At 70.4% G+C, this 17,230-nt stretch carries 16 protein-coding genes; 6 read left to right on the plus strand and 10 right to left on the minus strand.

From position 1 onward, the window contains the following. The first annotated feature begins 1 nt into the window (after window position 1). The gene (locus tag KGD87_RS29960) at window positions 2-1,222 is read left to right on the plus strand and encodes an extensin-like protein (RefSeq protein ID WP_284664365.1); all 1,221 of its coding nucleotides are present in this window, start codon (window positions 2-4) and stop codon (window positions 1,220-1,222) included. Window positions 1,223-1,232: 10 nt separating this feature from the next. Here the strand turns inward: KGD87_RS29960 and KGD87_RS29965 are convergent, their stop codons facing one another. From KGD87_RS29965 to KGD87_RS29975, 3 genes are read right to left on the minus strand one after another with little or no spacing between them, the layout of a single operon-like run. Next, window positions 1,233-2,201: a M48 family metalloprotease gene (locus KGD87_RS29965; RefSeq protein WP_284664366.1), complete on the minus strand. Its 969-nt coding sequence runs from the start codon at window positions 2,199-2,201 to the stop codon at window positions 1,233-1,235. Then, window positions 2,198-2,776, minus strand: coding sequence for an SH3 domain-containing protein (locus KGD87_RS29970; RefSeq protein WP_284664367.1), 579 nt, complete (start codon window positions 2,774-2,776; stop codon window positions 2,198-2,200). The genes KGD87_RS29965 and KGD87_RS29970 overlap by 4 nt, the downstream gene beginning before the upstream one ends. A gap of 26 nt (window positions 2,777-2,802) precedes the next feature. Further along, window positions 2,803-5,160 carry a CHASE2 domain-containing protein gene (locus tag KGD87_RS29975; protein WP_284664368.1) on the minus strand — a complete coding sequence of 786 codons (2,358 nt, stop codon included), beginning with the start codon at window positions 5,158-5,160 and terminating at the stop codon, window positions 2,803-2,805. 264 nt (window positions 5,161-5,424) lie between these two features. Between KGD87_RS29975 and KGD87_RS29980 the strand changes: the two genes are divergently transcribed. Together KGD87_RS29980 and KGD87_RS29985 are read left to right on the plus strand one after the other, a co-directional pair. After that, a complete protein-coding gene (locus KGD87_RS29980) occupies window positions 5,425-6,630 on the plus strand; it encodes a hypothetical protein (RefSeq protein ID WP_284664369.1) in 1,206 nt (401 codons plus the stop codon). A 1-nt stretch (window position 6,631) separates the two neighbouring features. After that, window positions 6,632-7,405 carry a ferritin-like domain-containing protein gene (locus KGD87_RS29985; RefSeq protein ID WP_284664370.1) on the plus strand — a complete coding sequence of 258 codons (774 nt, stop codon included), beginning with the start codon at window positions 6,632-6,634 and terminating at the stop codon, window positions 7,403-7,405. A gap of 7 nt (window positions 7,406-7,412) precedes the next feature. On the opposite strand, the gene KGD87_RS29990 is transcribed toward KGD87_RS29985, so the two are convergent. Continuing rightward, complete coding sequence (locus KGD87_RS29990; RefSeq protein ID WP_284664371.1) at window positions 7,413-7,967, minus strand: DUF924 family protein; 555 nt, start codon at window positions 7,965-7,967, stop codon at window positions 7,413-7,415. Window positions 7,968-8,126: 159 nt separating this feature from the next. Here KGD87_RS29990 and KGD87_RS29995 point away from each other — a divergent pair, with 159 nt between their 5' ends. Beyond that, window positions 8,127-8,639, plus strand: coding sequence for a TspO/MBR family protein (locus KGD87_RS29995; RefSeq protein ID WP_284664372.1), 513 nt, complete (start codon window positions 8,127-8,129; stop codon window positions 8,637-8,639). Between the two features lie 14 nt (window positions 8,640-8,653). Here the strand turns inward: KGD87_RS29995 and KGD87_RS30000 are convergent, their stop codons facing one another. The 3 genes from KGD87_RS30000 to KGD87_RS30010 form a co-directional block, all read right to left on the minus strand. Beyond that, complete coding sequence (locus KGD87_RS30000) at window positions 8,654-8,821, minus strand: hypothetical protein (RefSeq protein WP_163782960.1); 168 nt, start codon at window positions 8,819-8,821, stop codon at window positions 8,654-8,656. 154 nt (window positions 8,822-8,975) lie between these two features. Beyond that, the gene (locus KGD87_RS30005; RefSeq protein WP_284664373.1) at window positions 8,976-10,571 is read right to left on the minus strand and encodes a sensor histidine kinase; all 1,596 of its coding nucleotides are present in this window, start codon (window positions 10,569-10,571) and stop codon (window positions 8,976-8,978) included. A gap of 147 nt (window positions 10,572-10,718) precedes the next feature. Then, window positions 10,719-13,325 carry a M1 family aminopeptidase gene (locus KGD87_RS30010; protein WP_284664374.1) on the minus strand — a complete coding sequence of 869 codons (2,607 nt, stop codon included), beginning with the start codon at window positions 13,323-13,325 and terminating at the stop codon, window positions 10,719-10,721. 180 nt (window positions 13,326-13,505) lie between these two features. Here KGD87_RS30010 and KGD87_RS30015 point away from each other — a divergent pair, with 180 nt between their 5' ends. Further along, window positions 13,506-14,294 carry a J domain-containing protein gene (locus KGD87_RS30015; protein ID WP_284664375.1) on the plus strand — a complete coding sequence of 263 codons (789 nt, stop codon included), beginning with the start codon at window positions 13,506-13,508 and terminating at the stop codon, window positions 14,292-14,294. 8 nt (window positions 14,295-14,302) lie between these two features. Here the strand turns inward: KGD87_RS30015 and KGD87_RS30020 are convergent, their stop codons facing one another. Beyond that, window positions 14,303-15,295, minus strand: coding sequence for an endonuclease/exonuclease/phosphatase family protein (locus KGD87_RS30020; RefSeq protein ID WP_284664376.1), 993 nt, complete (start codon window positions 15,293-15,295; stop codon window positions 14,303-14,305). 211 nt (window positions 15,296-15,506) lie between these two features. On the opposite strand from KGD87_RS30020, the gene KGD87_RS30025 reads away from it, so the two are divergent. Next, entirely contained in the window at window positions 15,507-16,061 is a 555-nt protein-coding gene (locus KGD87_RS30025; protein WP_284664377.1) for a hypothetical protein, read from the plus strand. On the opposite strand, the gene KGD87_RS30030 is transcribed toward KGD87_RS30025, so the two are convergent. Both KGD87_RS30030 and KGD87_RS30035 read right to left on the minus strand, forming a co-directional pair. Further along, window positions 16,036-16,452 carry a DUF3037 domain-containing protein gene (locus KGD87_RS30030; RefSeq protein WP_284664378.1) on the minus strand — a complete coding sequence of 139 codons (417 nt, stop codon included), beginning with the start codon at window positions 16,450-16,452 and terminating at the stop codon, window positions 16,036-16,038. The genes KGD87_RS30025 and KGD87_RS30030 overlap by 26 nt on opposite strands. Next, the gene (locus tag KGD87_RS30035; protein WP_284664379.1) at window positions 16,430-17,215 is read right to left on the minus strand and encodes a HipA family kinase; all 786 of its coding nucleotides are present in this window, start codon (window positions 17,213-17,215) and stop codon (window positions 16,430-16,432) included. Before KGD87_RS30035 ends, KGD87_RS30030 begins: the two co-directional genes overlap by 23 nt. Between the last annotated feature and the right edge of the window lie 15 nt (window positions 17,216-17,230).

Here is a 17,230-nt window from a genome sequence, read left to right on the forward strand (position 1 = left end):
CATGAAGAAAGCCTTTGAACAGAACGTGTCCCGCGCCAAGCCGCGCCTCCGCCTGGGCGCGCTGACGGGCCTCGTCGACCCCGTCGAGCCCACGCCCTCCGAGCCCGAGGCCGAAGCGGCACCCGAGCCCGTCGCCGAGGCCCCCGACCTCTCCGCCGAGGTGCGCGCCCGCATCGAACGCGCCCGCACCCCGCGCCCCAGCGCCGCCCAGGCCATGGACGCCGCCCTGCGCGAGCGCGAGCAGGACGAGGCGCCCGTCTACGAGGAGCCCCCGCCGGAGCCCGAGGCGGTCGCCGACGTGCCCGTGACGTACGGGGCTCCGCCGGAGGCCGAAGCGCTGCTCGACACCGAGCCGTCCGCCGGGCCCGTCACCTTCGCCGCGCCGCCCCCGGCGCTGCACTTCGACGCCGTCAGTCCTCCTCCGGAGGCGCACCCCATGACGCAGGCCTCGGCTCCCGTCTCCATGCCGCATGTCACCGCCACCGTCGCGGAGCCGGTGGCCCGTGTCGAAGCGCCGCCCACCGAGGTGGAGGTGCAGCGGCCGGCCCCGCCGCGCGAGGACGGGCAGGACTCCTCGGCCCGCCGTGAGCGGCTGAAGGCCCGGCTCAAGGCGGTGCGGGAGAATCCGCGCCCGGAGCCGCTGCCCGCCACCGTGGCGGAGGCGGGGCAGCGCGCCGTGGAGCGCATCACCCACCTCCAGGCGGAGCTGGTGAAGGTGAAGTCGCTCAACCTCTCCCTCACGCAGGACCTGGAGGTGTCGCGCCGTCAGGCGGAGAAGGCCACGGAGGAGGCCCGCCTGCGCATGGACGAGGCGCGCCGCCTGTCCTCGGAGATGGAGGGCCGGGTGAAGCTGCTGGCCGACCTGGAGCGCGAGCTGTCCGCGCTGGAGGGCGAGCGCGACGAGGCGCTGCTGTCGCTCCAGGAGACGCGGCAGGCGCTCCACGCCGCGGCCAAGGAGCGCGAGGCCCTGGAAGAAGAGGTCGCCCGCGGCAAGCAGGCCCTGGTGGACAGCCTGGCCGAGGAGGAGCGGCTCGCCGGTGAGCTGGAGTTCGCCAAGGACGAGTCCACGTCGCTGCACCGCGCGGTGGAAGCGCTCCAGGGAGAGCGCGACGTGCTGGCCCAGCAGGTGGCCTCGCTCACCGCCGAGCGCGCCGAGCTGCTGGAGGCGCGCAAGGCCCTGGAGTCGGTGCACCGGGCCCTGAGTCAGGCCACGGTGCGCTGAAGCCGCCCGGCTACTTCGTGACCTTCGCCGCGCCGCGCACGGCGGCGAAGGCGGGGCTGAGCGGCGGCGAGCGGAGGCCCTCGGTGGCCAGTCCACTGAAGGCCCCGGCGGGCTGCTTCAGCGCCTGGACGTGCGCGAGGATGTTGCGCTGGCGCTCGTCCTTGCCCGGGTGGTTGGCGAAGGTGCTGCCCCCGTCCTTCGTCTTGGCCAGCAGGGCGAGGTAGTCGTCCGGCGTGTAGCCCGCGGAGAGCATCAGCTCGACGGCGACCCGGTCCGCCTCCAGCTCCTGCTCCTTGGCGTGGCCCTTGTCGATGAGGTCGATGGTCTTCTCGCTCAGGTGGCCCAGCAGGCCCGGCTCGTTGTCCAAGTCCAGCGTCCCGTCGCCATCGCGGCCCGCGGAGAGCACCTTCACCGCGGCGGGGGAGAGCACGGCCTCGCCGTAGGTGACCAGCTCGCACGTCTTCACCTTCGCGTCGCCGTACTGGCGGATGGCGTGCTTGAGCGTGACGTGGGCGATTTCGTGCGCCAGCACGCCGGCCAGCTGGCCTTCGTTCTCCAGCCCCTGGAGCAGCTTCCGGGTGACGAAGACGTAGCCACCGGGCGCGGACATCGCGTTGAACTGGGACGTGTCCTGGAGCACGCCGAAGGTCCACTCGAGCGTGGGCCGCGCGGACTGCGCCGCCAGGTTCTTCCCCACGACGTTGACGTAGCGGTGGAGCGCGTCGTCGGGGCCGCTCAGCAGCAGCCCGTCACCCCGTCGCACGAAGTTGATTGCCAGTGCTCCGCCCAGGGCGTACTCCTCCTGCACGCTGGGGTCGGCGCGCAGCTTCTGGCACGTCTTGGCCTCCTCGGACGCGGCGCTCAGCTTCCCCAGGATGTTCCCACCCCGGGTGAGCGAGGACGCATTGAAGCCCTTGCAGGACGCCGTCATCGCGCCCAGGCCCACCAGTGCGAGCACCTTCCAGCCCGTTCGCATCATCGCTTGCCGCTCCGTTTGGTCTTCCCGGCCTTCGCGACCGTGTCGCTGGCGCCCACCACCGGGAAGAGCCCCGCCGCCGTCACGTGCGCGGCGATGTCCGCCGTGGACACGGACTTCGCCAGCGTCTCCAGTGCCTGGATGTCCCGCACGGCCTTGCCGTGGTCTCCGCCCTTGTCCTTGCCGTACTGCTCCGCGCCGGGGCTGAGCGCCTTCACCGCGGCGCCGCTGGCGACGAACTTCTTCGGGTCCACCTGCCGGGTGTCCTTCCCCTGCGTCACCAGCTCCATGTTGGGCGGCGTGGTGGACAGGTTCGTCTGGAACACGAAGCCCTTCTTGCCGGTGGACGTCGTCACCTTGTGCCACTGCTTGTGCTTCGCGTCCGCGCCGCCCCACGTCACCTGCTCTCCGGGCTGGAGCACCGCCACGGCGTTGACCGAACCGGACGGGCTCGCCTGCACGCGCGTGTTCTTCGCCTTCACGTACAGCGGCTCGCCGACCTTCACGGCCGACGCCTTCGCCGGAATCGCCAGCGCCAGCAGGGCGGTGGTCCACGCCACCCGCGTCTTCATTCCCATGTCTCCCCGACTCCTTTCCGCACCGCTCACTTGTCCAGGTTCGCCACGCCGTCGAAGCCCGTCGGCGGCGCCTTCGCATATCGCTGACAGCGCGCCAGCAGCGCCTGCGTGGGCCCGTCCTCCGGGTCCTCCGCGCGGCGCGCTTCCAGCACCGCTGCTGCTTCCTCGAACCGCGCCGCGCGGTAGAGCGCCAGCGCCGCGTGGTAGCGCGCCACCGTCTCCCGCTTGCGCGCGTCCAGCCCGCCCTTGAGCGCGAGCAGCTCGTACACGGTGACGGCCTCCGTCTTGCCCGCCACGCGCACCCGGTCCAGCTCCCGCACCTCGATGTGCTCGCGCGCCAGCTCGTACGTGCGCGGGCCAATCATGATGACGGAGCCATAGGCCTTGTTCGCGCCCTCCAGCCGCGCGGCCAGGTTCATCCCGTCGCCAATCGCGGTGTAGCTGAAGAGCTGCTCGCTGCCGAAGTTGCCCACGAAGTTGACCGCGGTGTTCACGCCGATGCGTGTGTACATGTCCGGCAGCCCCTGGGCGCGGTACTCGTCGCGCAGCCGGTCCACCGCCGCCTTCGCCGCGAGCGCGCCCTTGCAGCCGCGCAGCGCGTGGTCCACCTGTCGCATCGGCGCGCCGAAGAGACACACCACGGCGTCACCGATGTACTTGTCCAGGCACCCGCCTTCCTTCAGCAGCGCCGCGCTCACCCGCGTCAGGTACGTGTTGAGCAGGCGCACCAGGTTGCGCGGGTCGTCCTTGAAGCGCTCGCTGAAGGTGGAGAAGCCCCGGATGTCGCTGAAGAAGGCGGTGATTTCGACATTCTCCCCGTCCAGCCGAGGCAGCTCGCGCTGGGCAATCATCTGCTCCACCAGCTTGGGCTCCATGAAGCGGCTGAAGGCCTGCCGGATGAACGCCGTCTCCTCGTTGGCCACCAGGTGGTTGAAGGCCACCGCGCTGACGCTGGCCAGCACGCCCGCCAGCGCGGGCAGGGCGGTGAGCACGTAGGTGTTCGTCAGTCCGAGGACAGGGCCCGTCACCCAGCTCATGCCCGCGTAGAGCCCCAGCGGCCACGCAATCTCCAGCGGCGTCCAGCGTGTCGTCATCAGCAGCACCACCGACGCGAAGGCCACTCCGAAGACGAGCGCCAGACTCACCCCCAGCGGCGCGCGGGTGATGAAGCGGCCGTTGCCCAGGAGCGTGTCCAGCACCGCCGCTTGTTTCACCACGCCGGGCTCATGCGACGAGAAGGACGTGGCCTTGACGTCGTTGAGCCCCACCGCGTTGCCGCCGATGACGACCACCTTGCCGCGAAAGACGTCCGGCGGCAGCCCCGTGGGCTGGCCCTGGCCCCGGTGCACCCACGCGTCGAGCACGGAGATGAGCGGGACGCTCGTGAAGCGGTCATGCAACTGCCCACCGAAGTCGATGCCCGCGCTGCCATCCGCGTCCACGGCGTAGGTGCGCGAGCCCAGCCGCAGCGTGCGCCCGGCGAACTCGATGGCGCTGGCGCCCAGCAGGTCCGCCGCCACGCGCACGGGCAGCGTCGCGAAGGCATTGGGGCCATCCGAATAGACGAAGCGCGTGCGGCGCATGAAGCCGTCGGCGTCCGACTCCGGCTCCACCAACCCGAAGCCATCCACCGCGCCCACCAGCACGGGAATGGGCGGCACCGGGTGACTGGGGAGCCGCTCCCCCGAGGACGTCGCGTAATCCAGCGCGGGCAGCGTCCGTCCGTTCGCGCGCACCGGAAATGCGATGGCCCGGGCCAGTTGCTCGGGGGCAACAGTGGGGAGGACCGCCTCCGGGGCGCCGTCCTCGAACGTCTCCGCGCCGGCTTCCTCCGGGAAGGTGTCCGCCTCCTGGGCGGGGGTGTTCACCTCCACCACCGCTGCTCCGAAGTCCGCGGGGGGCAGCAGCGGCGCGTTCGCGTGGGTGGAGACCCCCAGGTAGAACGGCGTGGACGTCTCCTGGAGCACCTGCGCGAAGGCCAGGTCCATGGACTCGTCGGTGCCGCGCTCGTCCATGACGGCGTCGAACACGATGGCCCGGGCACCCTCGGCTTCCAGTTGTTCCACCACGCGCGCCCAGAGGTTGCGGCTGTAGGGCCAGCTCCCGAAGTTGAGCGCGTATTGCTCGTTGGCGCGGATGCGCTCCAGGCTCGGCTGGTCGATGGTGACCAGCGCCACCTGGGATGACACCTCGCGCCGCTCGGTGAACCGCGTGACGACGGTGTCGTAGGCGGAGCGCTCCGCCTCCTCCAGCAGGCCGCCCAGCTTCGCGTCGAAGTGAAGGCAGACGGCGGCCAGCGTGGTGGCCAGCACCGCCACGCCCAGCATCAGCCGCCAGTGGTTCTTCCACCGTGAACGGACCGTCTTCCAGCGCTCGCCTGCCACGTCCCCCTCTTGCGAAGCGTGCTGGAGTGAACACTACCCCAGCGGCGGGGGAGAAGGCAGTCACCTCGCGTCTTTCGATGTCTCATCCGTGTATTCGCGGGGAAAACTGAGTTTTCAGAGGGCTCCCGCGGCAGGCAGCCAGACGGGCCGCTGGAGCCTCCAACGTCACCCTTCCGGAAACCCGTGGGCCGTTTGCCACATGACGGTGCCGTCCGGACCTTTGCACTCGGTTCGACACGGACTTTCGCAATCAAGGAGTCAGACGTGGCCCTGGATATCCTCCAAGAAAAAGGCGTCCCGCTCGACAAACAGGTCTTCACCTGGAAGGACCTGGTCCGGCGCCCCTTCAGCAAGCTGGATGACGACGCCTTCACCCGCGTGTGCGTCATCTACATGAACGGCATCATGGCGGACGCACTGCGGACCAAGCATGCCTTCGCGCGCATGAATCGCGAGCTGCGGGAGCCGCTGGCGATGATTCGTCGGCTGGAGCAGTATGAACAGACGCTCATCAACTGGCTCAACCCTCCTGACCAGACGCCGCTGGAGACCACCCTGGGCTTCGAACAGGTGGCCATCGAGGTGACGGCCAGCGTGGCCCTGCGCGAGCCGGACCCCTATCTGGCCCAGACGTACCGGTTCGGTCTGCTCGAGGACTTCGACCACCTGTATCGCTATTCCGCGCTCTACGACCGCATCGAGGGCAAGGACCCCAACACCATCACCCAGTCGTACACGGACATCATTCCCGGACGGCCCACCTCGGTGGAGCATCGCCATCCGGTGGATGACCTGCGCCGCCCCTACGACAAGCGCACGGCCCACCCGCTGACGAAGCTCCACGCGATGAGCATCACCGCGTCGGAGAATCAGACGCACGACTACTACATGACGGTGGGCCCCTTCTTCAGCGACCCGGTGGCGCGGCAGCTCTACGCGGAGATTGCCTCCATCGAGGAGCAGCACACCTCCATGTACGAGTCGCTGCTGGACCCGGGCGAGTCCATGCTGGAGCGGTGGCTGCTGCACGAGGCCATGGAGGTCTACAACTTCTACTCGTGCGTGGCCTTCGAGAAGAACCCGCGCATCAAGGAGATATGGCAGCGCTTCCTGGACTACGAGCTGGGCCAGCTCCACTACGTGAAGGAAATCTTCCAGCGCGTGGAGAAGCGTGACGCGGCGGAGGTGCTCCCCAGCACGCTGCCGGAGCCCATCGGCTTCAAGGAACACCGCGACTTCGTTCGCAAGACACTGAATCAGGAGGAGGACATGACCTCCAACGGGCAGGACTACGTGCGGATGGCGGACCTGCCACGCGACCACCGCTCGTACATCTGGCGCGACCAGCTCAACTCCGACGGCTCACCGTCCGAGACAGTGGCCGCTGGCTACAAATGGATTCCGGGCACGGAGCTCGCCGCGCGCACGCCGCGCATGGGCTCCACGTTCGAGGGAAAGAAGGTTCACTGACATGAAGACGACCACCAGCGACATGGGGCGCAACCGGACGGGCGTGGCCACCTCGCCCATCGACAGCGCGGACATCATCCAGGAGGCGGAGAAGCACCAGCCCAGCCACCTGGGAGACGGCTCGCTCCTCCTCCAGGTCCGGCAACTCTACGCGCGGGAATCCGAGGGCCTGGGCAGCGTGCCGCCGCCGGCCAGCCTCAAGGGCGTGGCGAAGACGGCGGTGGATGCGCTCAAGGGCTCCAAGCCCACCGTCTTCATCGACAAGCTGGGAGAGCGGCTGGCCTTCGAGCGCAGCGGCACCCGGCTCTACGAAGGCGCGCTCGCCAAGTTCGACGTCTACGGCGCCTGGGAAGGCGGGCCCACGCGTGAGGGCCTGGAGAAAATCTACAACGACGAGCTGTCCCACTTCCTCATGCTCACCGAGGCCCTGAAGTCACTGGGCGCGGACCCCACGGCGGTGACGCCCAGCGCGGAAGTCACGGCGGTGGTTTCCCAGGGGCTCCCGATGCTCGTCGCGGACCCGCGAGCCAACCTGCGCCAGTCCCTGGAAGCGCTGCTGGTGGCGGAGCTGACGGACAACGCCTGCTGGGAGATGCTCATCGAGCTGGCCCGCGACCTGGGCCATGACGCGCTGGCGGACCGCTTCCAGCTCGCGCTGGATTCGGAGGGGCAGCACCTCCTCTGGGTGCGTGGCTGGCTGGCCGCGGGCGTGAGCGTGGAGGCGCGCGGGGCGCCTGCCGGTGAGAAGCGCGCGGGCACGCAGCCGCGGGCGTAGCCCACGCTCAGAACGCCGAGCCCGGCTCCTGGAGGAAGACGGTTTCCTCCGGAGTCGTCGGCCGGCCCAGCGTCACGTTGCGATGCGGGAAGCGGCCGAAGCGCTGGATGACGTCCCGGTGCTGCCGGGCGTAGTCGAGCGCTTCCTGGCTGTCCGCGTGATACAGCGCGAGCACCTCGAAGAGGGCCACGGACAGCCGCTGGTCGTTGACGGACTCGCTGTGCTCGAAGGGCAGATACATGAACCACCGCCACAGCGGCGGCAGGGACATGTCCAGGCCTCGCGCCAAGCCGTGCCGGGCCACCTGGCGCGCCCGCGCATCCGAGGCGAAGGCCTTGGGGGTGCCGCGGAAGAGATTGCGCGGGAACTGGTCCAGCAGCAGGAGCAGGGCCACGCAGCTGCGAGGCTCATTCCGCCAGTCGTCCAGGTCGCCCTCGGCGGCGCGCTCGACGGCGGGCAGGAAGCGGCGCCGGCATTCATCATCGAAGTCTTCGTCGCGCAGGAACCACCGCTCGCGTGGCTGCCCGAACCAGAAGCCCAGGATTTCCTCTGCGCTCGCCATGAGACGCCTCTTCGTCAATAAGGGGAATCCGCCTTGTACACCGGCGCCAGCCGGGGTGGCGGCCAGGGGCCTCCGGTACCACCTTCCATCCGACACTGGCGGGTGCTCCGCCAAGGGAGGACGCGGATGGACTGGACGCTGGAGCCGACGACACGAAGCATGCCTGACCCGGTGCTGCGCACGGCGCTCAACCCCACGCTGCGCAAGGAGGCCGTGGTGGCGCTGGGCGTCTTCGGCGCCCTGACGTTCGGCGCGGCGGCCCTGGGCGCTCGCGTCAGCTCGGCGGACACGCGCTGGTACCGGCGTCTGCGCAAGCCCGGGTTCCAGCCGCCACCGAAGGTCTTCGGCCCGGTGTGGACGGTGCTGTATGGCCTCATCGCCCTGTCGGGTTGGCGTGTCTGGACGGCGCCCGCGGGCGCGGCCCGCTCCCAGGCCCTGGGCTGGTGGGGCATCCAGATGGGATGCAACGCCGCCTGGTCCTGGCTCTTCTTCGGCAGGCATCAGCCTCGCCGCGCCCTGGCGGACAACCTGGCGCTGCTGGGCAGCGTGACGGCGTATGTCGCCGTCACCAAGGACGTGGACCGCCCCGCGGCCTGGATGGTGATGCCGTACCTGGGCTGGGTGGGCTTCGCCAACGTGCTCAACGCCGAAATCGTCCGCCTCAATCCCTGAACCCCGGACCCGCCCTAGTTGCGCAGCTTCGACGGCATGGGCGGGTTCATCGCCAGCACGGTGGCGAAGTAGCGGGCCTGGCTCTCCGTGGTGCAGCGCACCTCCTGGATGCGTCCGCCCACCTTCACGCGGACGAGCCAGCCTTCGTTGTCACGAGTCCAAGCAGGCGTGTCGGTCATCATGGTCATCCTCCCTCGAAGTCCATCCTCCGCCTTTCGCTAGAGCAGCCGCCATGCCAGCGCTGGAAGCGTGCGAATCCAGGCGCTTCCCCTGGCCTGCTGGCCAATGGAAGACACCCACACCTGTCATTTTTGCGGAGGGCGGGGTGGCGGAGTTTCAGTGGATGAGCTGTCCGGGTTCCTCGACGTCCGGCTGCGCGGGGGTGCCCGCCATCAACGGCAGGGCGACGTGGAAGGTGGAGCCATGGCCCGGCTCGCTCTCCACCCAGATGCGCCCACCGTGACGCTCGACGATGTCCCGGCTGATGTAGAGCCCCAGCCCCAGGCCGCCGAAGGAGCGGGCGGAGGCGTTGCGCGCCCGGAAGTACCGGTCGAAGAGCAGCTTCTGCTGGTCCGCGGGGATGCCGATGCCTTCGTCGGAGACGGACAGGAGCGCCAGCCCGCCGCGCTGGCGCAGGCGCACGCGGACGGCGCCTCCGTTCGGGCTGTACTTGAACGCGTTCTCCACCAGGTTGGCGAGCACCTGCTCCATCCGGAAGGGGTCCACGTCCACCTGCACGGGCTGCTCGGGCGCATCGAACCGCACGGTGTGGTCGCCGCGCTGGGGCTCGAGCGCGTGGAGGACGTGCTCCACCAGGCCGTCCAGCCGGGTGGCCTCCCGGTGCAGGGCCAGCCGCCCCGCCTCGATGCGTGAGGCATCCAGCAAGTCATTGATGAGGCTGGTGATGCGCAAGAGGTGCAGGCGCGCCTGGCGCAGGGTGGAGGGCTCCACGCGCTCGCCGTGCGCCAGCCGGCGCTCCAGCGTGGCCAGCCGGAGGCTCAGCGGGGTGAGGGGCGTCTTCAGCTCGTGCGAGGCGATGGACAGGAAGTCGTCGCGCACGCGGATGGCCTCCTGGGCCTCGCGGTACAGGCGCTCGCGCTCGCTCTCCGCGCGGCGGCGCTCGGTGATGTCCTCGACGATGCCAATGCCTCCCTCCACCTGTCCAGCCGCGTTGAAGCAGGGGGCGAAGCGGACGTGGACCGGCGTCTTCTTGCCGGAGGTGACGGCGCGGTACTCGCCTTCGTAGTCGCAGGTATGTCCCGCCAGCGTCTCCCGGACGCAGTGGAGGATGCGCTCATCCCGGAGCGACAGCATGTTGAGGCCCACCAACAGGCGCTTGGGCGAGCCGATGATGCTGACGAACAGCTCGTTGCACGCGATGACGATGGCGCTCCGGTCGAAGTAGATGATGCCCAGGGGCGCGTTCTCCACGACGGTGCGGAAGAGCGCGTCGCCGGGAACGCTCTCCGAATCGCGTCCGCGCAGCGCGCGCTCCACGGGCTCGGCCAGGATGCCAACGACCTCGTGCAGGCGGCGGAAGTTGAGGGCGATGTGCTCATCGCGGCCCTGGCCGGAGGCGCCCACCGTCAGCTCCACCATGATTTCAGCGCCGTCCTTGCGACGCGCGAGCACTCGGGTCGCTCGCCCTCCGAGCGCGGTCCGCCGGGAGAGCAGGTGGCGCAGCAGGCTCTCGCCTTCATGGCGGTGCAGCCGCTGGGGAAAGAGCCGGGACGCCGGCTGACCGATGAGCTCGGCCCGCGTCCATCCCAGCAGGCGCTCTGCGGCCGCGTTGAGGAAGCAGACGTGCTCACCGGCGTCGCAGGCCACGAAGGGGTCCACGGCGGCATCCAGCCACGCGCTGAGCTCGTCGATGCCTGAAGCCATGCTCTCCTCGGAAACACGCTGGCTGACGTTGCCAGCGTCCCGGGACATGGGCGCTCGAAACGCCTCGACGCGGAATGCGGAGGGCGTGTCCCTTTCTATACAAGTAGGCATTGGCGGCACGGCCCGCGCCTTCCACGTCAGTGGTCGGCACGCGGACGCCAGGTTCGACGGGCATGCGAGCGGGCAGGCCCCCGTCTAGCGGCGCGTGGCCTTGCGTGGCCGGCCGCTGGCCTTGCGAGCGACGGGCTTCGCGCCACCACGCGGCGGCTCGGGTGGCTTCAGCGCGAGCCCTTCCAGCCGCTCGCGCAGGGCCCGCGTCTCCTCCTTGAGGCGGTCCACCTCTTCGCGCAGTGACGCCACCTCGCGGGCTTGCGGTTCACCTTCGCGCAGGAAGCGCACCGTCTCGCGCGCCGCGCGCCGGGCGACGGCATCCAGCAGGGGCGTCTGCTCCAGCGCCGGTACCAGTCGCGGGTCTCCCAGCGTGCGCGCCGCCTCGAAGACGCCCATGCGCACGCGGAAGAGCGGGTCGCGGAGCAGCTCCGCGAGCAGGTCCACGGCCTCGCGCTTTCGCCCCGCGACCTCCGCCAGCTTCGCCACCGCGAGCGTGGCGGCGCGGCGCAGCGGAGCCGCGTGGCCGTAGGCGGTGCGTGCCTGCACCACGGAGAAGGCCGCCGGGTCCTGAGACTCGGCGAGCCCATCCACCGCGCCCACGGCGATGACGTCCTGGTACGACGGCCGGGTGCTCGCGGCCTCCAGGACGCCCAGCGCGTCCGGCGCGCGCACGCGGCCATAGCTGCGGGCGGCCTCCGCCTCCACGAAGTAGCTGGCGTCACCGCCGTTCACCAGGGCGCGCAGGCGGGCTGCCACCTCCGCGTCGCGGCGGAACTCGCCCAGCGCGGCCACCACGGCGCGGCGCACGCGGGGATGTTCGGTGGACAGCGCGGCCAGGAGGCGCGCGCGGGCCTCGGGGGTGCGGATACGGCCCAGGGACTTCGCGCACGCGGCGCGGGTGCCCCAGAACAGCCGCGCGTCCGCCAGCGCCGTGCCCAGCGCGTCCACTGCGCGGGGGCTGCCGTCGCGCCCCAGCGCCACGGCGGCCTCGGTGCGTGCGCGCATCTCCGGCGCGGCCCGCAGCTCCTCCATCCAGAGGCCCGCGGACTTGTCCACCGCCAGCGTGCCGAGCACCCCGCGCCGAGGGTCCACCCGCACCTGCGAGGGCGCGCTGGCGCAGGGCAGGTGGAACGCGTGCTCCGCGTCCGTCACCTCCAGCCGGTGGACGGAGTCGCGGCCCTCCACGGTGAGCGCCACCTCCAGCGGCAGCCGGAAGAGGGGCACGCCGTCCGCCGTGGACTGCGTCTGGCGCACCTGGAGGCGCAGCCGCGCTTCCTCTGCGTCGTAGCGGACGTCGACCTTCAGCTCGGGGTGCCCGGGCGCGAAGACGTATTGGTCGAAGAAGGCGTCCAGGTTGTGGCCCGTGGCGTCCTCGAACGCGCGGGCCAGGTCCACCGTCTCCACGGAGCCGTGGCGGTGTCGCGCGACGTAGTGGCGCAGCCCCTTGAAGAACAGGTCGTCACCCAGCCGGCGGCGCAGCTCGTGGAGGACCAGCCCGCCCTTCTCGTAGAGGTGCCGGTCGAAGACATCCATGGGGGCGTGGAAGCGCCGCGCGACGATGGGACGGGCATAGCGCTCACGCGCCTCGCCCAGGTAGGCCTCCAGGTCCACCAGCCGGTGCTGGTCGGCCTCGTCCTGCCCGTCGGCGCGCTCCTTCCAGAGCAGCTCGAACCAGGTGGCGAAGCCCTCGTTGAGCCAGCCGTGGGGCCAGTCTCGGCAGGTGAGCAAATCACCGAACCACTGGTGGGCCAGCTCGTGGGAGATGAGCGGCTCGGCGTTGTAGTCCGGCTGGGCGCGCGCGTCGTGGAGGACGGTGTCGGTGAGGCTGGTGGCGGAGGTGTTCTCCATGCCGCCCATGATGAACTCGGTGATGAAGACCTGGGCGTAGCTGCTCCAGGGGTAGGGCTCGCCGGTGACTTCCTGGAAGACGCGCACCATCTCCGGCGTGCGGCGCACGCAGCGCAGCGCGTCCTCCTTGCGGCCCCTGGGGAAGAGGTAGCGCAGGGGCACCGTGCCCGCGGTGTCGGTGGCCTCCTCGAATTCACCCACCACGAGCGTGACGAGGTACGGCGCGTGCGGCTGCGCCATCCGGTAGTGCTGGGTGCGGCGCCCGTCGTGGACGCGGTCGCTCTCCAGCGTGCCGTTGGACAGGGACGTCATCGCCTCCGGGAAGGTGGCGATGACCTCGGACGTGGCCTTCTGGGCGGGCGTGTCCAGGCAGGGGAACCAGGCGCGCGCGTCGATGTCCTGGCCCTGCGTCCAGGCCTGCCGGGGACGGTGGGGATAGGCGGCGTCCGGAGCCCAGAAGTAGAGGCCACGGCGAGGCTGGGCCGTGTAGCGGATGGCCACCTCGCAGGCCCGTCCGGCGGCGAGCGGCGCGGACAGCTCCACGCGGACATGGGCGCCGGAGTTGGAGAAGCGCGCGGCGCGACCGTCGACCTGCACGTCCGACACGTCGAGGTCCACCGCGTCGAAGGTGACGATGTGGACGGGCCGGACGGCGGAGACGCGGGTGGTGCACAGGCCGGTGATGCGGTGGGTGTCGAAGTCGAGGTCGACTTCGATGCGGACGTGCTCGGCGCGAACCGGCCGCTCGGCGGCGTAGTGCTCGGTGGCGCCAGGGAGGGAGAACGGGCGGGGGCCGGAGGGGATGGACTCGGAGGCGTGACGGTGGCAGCAGCGCATGGGCATCGGGACTCTTCCGCAAGCCCGCGCCACCGTCGAGGAGGAGTGCACCTGGGGGCCGACGAGCGTCGTGTATCGACGAAGTCATGAAGATGACGTCAGGGTCGCGCTCCGCCCCACTGGGGCGTTCATGACATGCACCTGAACCCACGCGGAACGGCGTCGACCGGGTAGGCTCTGGCCACCGTGCAGTGGGTCCTCTTCTTCTCCGACAGGCAGGTGCGTGAGCAGCTCTTCACCCGGGTGGACGCGACGCGTGGGTTGTTGCTGGTGACGGGCGTGCGTCACGGCGCGGCCATGCGTCCTCCTGAGACGCGCGAGCCCTTCGCCACGCTGGAGCGGCTCCACGGTGACGTGCTGTCGCAGGTGCTGGTGGCTGACGAGGGCACCACGGATGGCATGTGGAGAGACCCGCTGGGGGACCTGGGCGACCGGCTCCATCCTGGCAGCCGGGATGACGCCTACGCGGCGGCCACGGGCTACCTGCTGCTTCGGGACGGCCGTCCGGCGGCGGTCGTGCGCAAGCAGGGGACACCGTTCGAGGACCTCTGGTTCCTGCAGGAGGCCCTGAGCAAGCTCAGCTCGCGCGTGCCCCCTCCGGACCCGGCCCAGCGGCCGGGACGTCGCCGCGCGGAGCCCGCGCCCCGCTCACCGCCCAGGCCCGCCAGCGGCACGAACGCCCGCGCCACGGGCCCACGGGAGCGGACCGCCTGGGACGATGAGACCACGCCGCCTCGCGGGACGCGCGCGCCTCCGCCCGAGCCGCCGAAGAAGGACCCGTGGACGGTGCTGGGCATCGCGCCCGGGACGCCCCTGGGTGAGGCGCGCAAGGCCTTCCGGGCGCTCGTGGTGCAGTACCACCCGGACAAGGTGGCGCACCTGGCGCCGGAGTTCCACGCGCTCGCCGAGCTGCGCACGCGAGAGCTCCTGGACGCGTGGGCCGAGGTGGAGCGGGCACTGTCCGAAGGGACGTGAGCCCGCCACTACAGCGGCATCGAGCCCGGCGGGGGCGTGATGAGCGACCGGCCGCTCTCCAAGGCGAAGCGCGCGACGATGGGCATGTGGTCGGACAGGCCGTGGAAGCGGCTGCGGAGGTCCCCGAAAGGGGACGTCTCCTGCGTGTCGAGCCAGCGCACGCCAGCGCCGGAGAACACGTGGTCCAGGTGCATCCGCATGTGCATGAAGCCGGCGGTGGGAAAGCCGCGCGACACGTTCGGGTCAATCTGTCCCACGGCGGCCTGCGCGCAGGTGAGCCGGCCGTCGGTGGTGAGGTAGCGATACACGGGCGACGCGGGCGGTGAGTTGAAGTCTCCGCACACGATGGAGGGCTCGTCAGCGGTGAGCCCGTGCATGAAGTCCGTCAGCTTGCGGGCCTCGTGGAGTTGGTTGACGCCGCAGCCCATCTTGTCGCGCGTGGCCCAGAACTCACGGGCGAAGGGCGTGGGCAGGCTGAAGTGGGTGTTGAAGATGTGGAAGGGGTGCCCGTCCTCGCGGCGCAGCAGGCGCATGTGCGCGCAGATGCGGCTCTGCTTCCGGTCCTTGAGCCGCTGGACGTGGTGGTGGGTGATGGCCTGGGGCGCGTCCACGTTGTGCGTGGCCACCTCCAGCTTGCGCGTGTTCACCAGCACCGCCAGGCCGGTGGTGTAGAGGGACACCTCGCCGAGCTTGTAGTGGTGGGCGCGGAAGTAGAAGGCCTCGTAGGGCATCTCCCGTCCCAACATGTCGAACGTCTCCACCATCCGGCCCATGAAGGCGGTGAGCTGCGTCTCGCCCGGCTGCTTGGGCCGGTCGACGATGTTGCTGCGCAGCGAGGACGTCTCCACCTCCTGCAGGCAGACGACATCCGGCAGCGGGTCCAGTGACGCCAACGCCGCGGCGACCCGTCGCTTCGGGCCCACGGTGCTCGCCAGGCCGCGGAGCATGTGGCCGAAGTAGCGGACGTTGTAGGTGACGATTCGCAGCGGGGATGGACTCATGGGCAGCGTGAAGGCTCCCTCCGGTGGGCCTTGGGAGGAAACTACTAACCGCCAGGCGCTCTGGCTTGGGACGGCGTCGGGCGGACGACACTTCGGGGGCCTGCCTGCCCGGCCGCTTTGGCGGCGTGCAAGCGAGAGAGCGCCTGCCCAAGCCGGAGATGTGGTTTCATCCCGGGCCCAACCCGTCTTTCTCGAATGAGAGGCAATGCGCATGCGCGGAGCGACATGGCGCCTGATGGCCGCCGCGATGGGGCTGATGGCCTGCGGCGGCGATGACACCTACGTGTACGACGTGACGCTGGACACGGAGACGCTGGCCAACGTGCCCACGGAGTGCTCCGAGTACGTCCAACCGGCGCAAGGCCCCGCGGTCGGCCTCGAAGCGCAGCAGCGGTGGACCATTCGCCGCGGGGAGCTGGACTCGATGTTCCTCGAGGTCCCCGACATCGACTTCCAGACGCCTAACAACGCCTACGTCATCAACGGCGACGGCGCGCCAGACGTCCTCATGGGCTCGGTGGGCGCGGACGGCGGCTACCACTTCCTCCACATCCAGACGCGCCTGGATGAGGAGCACAAGCTGTCCGCCCTGGGCAACGAGCACGCGTTCCGGATCGCCATCGACACCAAGAAGCTGGACGACGCCATCCAGGGCACCCTCTGGGTCCGCAACGAACACGTCGAGCGAGACCCCGTCACCGGCTCCACGCTGGCCTCCGGCTGCGCCTCCGCCGTCCGCTTCACCGGCCGCCGGGTGACGGAGTAGCGCGCTTCAGCCTCACCACCGTGTCCAGCAGGTGCTCCAGCGCCGCCTGGGGCTCGGTGCACAGCCCGGAGTGCACCGGCCCCGTCTGGATGATGGTGCTGCGCGGCGCCACCACCCAGTGCCAGCGCTCCTTCTGGGACAACCGGCCAATGGGCCCCGAGCCCTTCCCGCCCTCGCACACGCGGTGGAAGCTCTCCAAGTGGCCGCGAATCATGTCCACGTCCACGTCGGGCCACAGCGCCTTCAGCCGCGCTTCGTCCGGCTCCACGCGCACGCCCAGGAAGCGCTGGGTGGCGCAGAAGAGGACGACGCCCGCGTTGATGAACTCCTCGCGCTCCACGCGCGGGACGACGCGGATGATGGCGTAATCAAACGAGCTGGGCGCGGGCACGGTCCGCCTCCTCGATGAACGCGGGCACTGCTTCCAGCCGGCGCAGCAGCCAGGTGGTGTAGGCGGCGCGGTGGGCCTCGGCGGTGGGGAAGGGGGACTCGGTGCTCGTGAGCCACGCCTCCGGAATGGCCCCGACGATTCGCTCCACCCCGTCCCGGGTGATGCGCGCGCCCAGGTGCCTTCCGGCCTCCGTCAGCGCCGTGGCCCAGGGCAGCAGCACGTGGTCCTTGATGGGCGCGAAGCGGCCCTGGCTGCGCGCCTCCCAGTCGTCCCAAGAATGGTGGAAGTACAGCGAGGCCCCGTGGTCGATGAGCCACAGGTTCCGGTGCCAGGTCAGCATGTTGGGGTTGCGCGGCGTGCGGTCCACGTTGGTGATGTACGCGTCGAAGGCGACGATGCCGGACGCCTCCGCCGCGGTGGGCACGGGGTCCGCCACCGGGTCGAACGTCACCGACGCCGGGAGGTAGTCCAGCGCCAGGTTGAGGCCCGCGCTGGCCTTGAGCAGCTCGCGAATCTCGGAGTCCGGCTCGTTGCGCCCCAGCGCCGGGTCCAGCTCCACCAGTACGACCTCTGGCACCCGCAGTCCCAGCTCCCGGGCCAGCTCACCGGCGATGAGCTCGGCGATGAGCGCCTTGGCGCCCTGGCCCGCGCCCCGGAACTTCACGACGTAGAGCCCCGCGTCGTCCGCTTCGATGATGGCGGGCAGTGAGCCCCCCTCCCTCAATGGCGTCACGTAGCGCGTGGCGGTGACCGTCCTTGGCATTCCAGACCTCCCATC

Origin of the sequence: Myxococcus sp. SDU36 (assembly GCF_030168875.1) — a bacterium.
Lineage (GTDB): Bacteria > Myxococcota > Myxococcia > Myxococcales > Myxococcaceae > Myxococcus > Myxococcus vastator.

Coding starts and splice junctions, on each gene's coding strand:
- KGD87_RS30010 (WP_284664374.1), bottom strand. CDS start 13,325: ATGCCCATGCGCTGCTGCCACCGTCACGCCTCCGAGTCCATCCCCTCC.
- KGD87_RS30035 (WP_284664379.1), bottom strand. CDS start 17,215: ATGCCAAGGACGGTCACCGCCACGCGCTACGTGACGCCATTGAGGGAG.
- KGD87_RS30025 (WP_284664377.1), top strand. CDS start 15,507: ATGCGCGGAGCGACATGGCGCCTGATGGCCGCCGCGATGGGGCTGATG.
- KGD87_RS29985 (WP_284664370.1), top strand. CDS start 6,632: ATGAAGACGACCACCAGCGACATGGGGCGCAACCGGACGGGCGTGGCC.
- KGD87_RS30005 (WP_284664373.1), bottom strand. CDS start 10,571: ATGTCCCGGGACGCTGGCAACGTCAGCCAGCGTGTTTCCGAGGAGAGC.
- KGD87_RS29990 (WP_284664371.1), bottom strand. CDS start 7,967: ATGGCGAGCGCAGAGGAAATCCTGGGCTTCTGGTTCGGGCAGCCACGC.
- KGD87_RS29965 (WP_284664366.1), bottom strand. CDS start 2,201: ATGATGCGAACGGGCTGGAAGGTGCTCGCACTGGTGGGCCTGGGCGCG.
- KGD87_RS29995 (WP_284664372.1), top strand. CDS start 8,127: ATGCCTGACCCGGTGCTGCGCACGGCGCTCAACCCCACGCTGCGCAAG.
- KGD87_RS30000 (WP_163782960.1), bottom strand. CDS start 8,821: ATGATGACCGACACGCCTGCTTGGACTCGTGACAACGAAGGCTGGCTC.
- KGD87_RS30020 (WP_284664376.1), bottom strand. CDS start 15,295: ATGAGTCCATCCCCGCTGCGAATCGTCACCTACAACGTCCGCTACTTC.
- KGD87_RS29960 (WP_284664365.1), top strand. CDS start 2: ATGAAGAAAGCCTTTGAACAGAACGTGTCCCGCGCCAAGCCGCGCCTC.
- KGD87_RS29970 (WP_284664367.1), bottom strand. CDS start 2,776: ATGGGAATGAAGACGCGGGTGGCGTGGACCACCGCCCTGCTGGCGCTG.